We start from the raw sequence: 1,390 nt of genomic DNA, 5'->3' as shown, positions 1-1,390 counted from the left end.
CCGCTGGACTTCGACACCCTGCAGGCCGAGGGCTGCTTTATCGGCTCGGCGGCCATCATCGTGCTGTCGGATCAGGACGACCTGCGGGCGGTCGCCACCAACCTGCTGGCCTTCTTCGCCGACGAGTCCTGCGGGCAGTGCACGCCGTGCCGGGTCGGCACCGAGAAGATGCTGACGCTGCTCGCGCGCAACGAATGGCGCGTCGACGAGCTCGAACGGCTGTCGCAGGTGATGATCGACGCCTCGATCTGTGGCCTGGGCCAGGCGGCGCCCAATCCGGTGCGGGGGCTGCTCAAGGACTTCCGCAATGAACTCGCCCGCCAGCACGTGATCGTCAAGGGGTAGCGAAGATGACCATGACCGACCCGAGCGTCAACACGCGCGTGAACGAAAGCGTCAACGAACGCGCGAACACCCGCGCAGCCGAACGCTTTACCCTGACCCTGGATGGTGCCGAGGTCAGCGCTTACCCCGGCGAGACCCTGTGGCAGCTGGCCAAATGCGCCGGCGAGACCATTCCGCACCTGTGCTTCAAGGACGCCCCCGGCTATCGCGCCGACGGCAACTGCCGCGTCTGCATGGTCGAGGTCGCGGGCGAGCGCGCGCTGGCGGCCAGCTGCCTGCGCGAGGCCGCCCCCGGCATGGTGGTCAAGAGCGCCACCTCCGAGCGCGCCCGGGTGGCCCGCGAAGGGGTGATGGAACTGCTGCTCGCCGACCAGCCCGCGCGCGACGCCAGCCCCGACCGTTCCAGCCACTTCTGGGCCATGGCCGAGTCGCTTGCCATCGACGCCAGCGCGGTGCGCGAGTGGCTGCCGGCGCGCGCCGAGCGAGAGGCGCCCACCGTGCACCATGTCGCCGAACGCTCCGCCGCGCTGCCCCATGCCCACGGCCATGACGCCAGCCATTCGGCGATGCACGTCAACCTCGACGCCTGCATCGAATGCAACCTGTGCGTGCGCGCCTGCCGCGAGGTGCAGGGCAACGACGTCATCGGCCTGGCCCACCGTGGCGCGGCGGCGAAGATCGTCTTCGACTTCGACGACCCGATGGGCGAGAGCACCTGCGTGGCCTGCGGCGAGTGCGTCCAGGCCTGCCCCACCGGGGCGCTGATGCCGGCGACGCTGATCGACGCCGCGGGGCGCGGCGACTCCCAGGCGGCCGACCGCACCGTCGATTCGGTGTGTCCCTACTGCGGGGTGGGCTGCCAGCTCACCTACCATGTCAAGGACGCGCAGATCCTGTTTGTCGAAGGGCGCGACGGGCCGTCGAACCAGAACCGGCTGTGCGTCAAGGGGCGCTTCGGCTTCGACTACCCCAACCACCCGGCGCGCCTCACCCGGCCGCTGATCCGCCGCCCCGGCGTGCCCAAGGGGCTCGACCCCGCCTTCGA

The 1,390-nt window shown here is 70.4% G+C and carries 2 protein-coding genes; both read left to right on the top strand.

The window, feature by feature from the left end:
* A partial coding sequence (locus tag BM341_RS18845; protein ID WP_281246512.1) for an NADH-ubiquinone oxidoreductase-F iron-sulfur binding region domain-containing protein occupies positions 1-345 on the top strand: 345 nt, incomplete at its 5' end.
* Positions 346-356: 11 nt separating this feature from the next.
* Positions 357-1,390 (top strand): 2Fe-2S iron-sulfur cluster-binding protein (locus BM341_RS18840; RefSeq protein ID WP_139233052.1); only part of this gene is annotated, 1,034 nt, incomplete at its 3' end.

Source organism: Halomonas korlensis, from assembly GCF_900116705.1.
GTDB classification, from domain to species: domain Bacteria; phylum Pseudomonadota; class Gammaproteobacteria; order Pseudomonadales; family Halomonadaceae; genus Halomonas; species Halomonas korlensis.
This window is presented reverse-complemented; position numbering and strand designations above follow the sequence as displayed.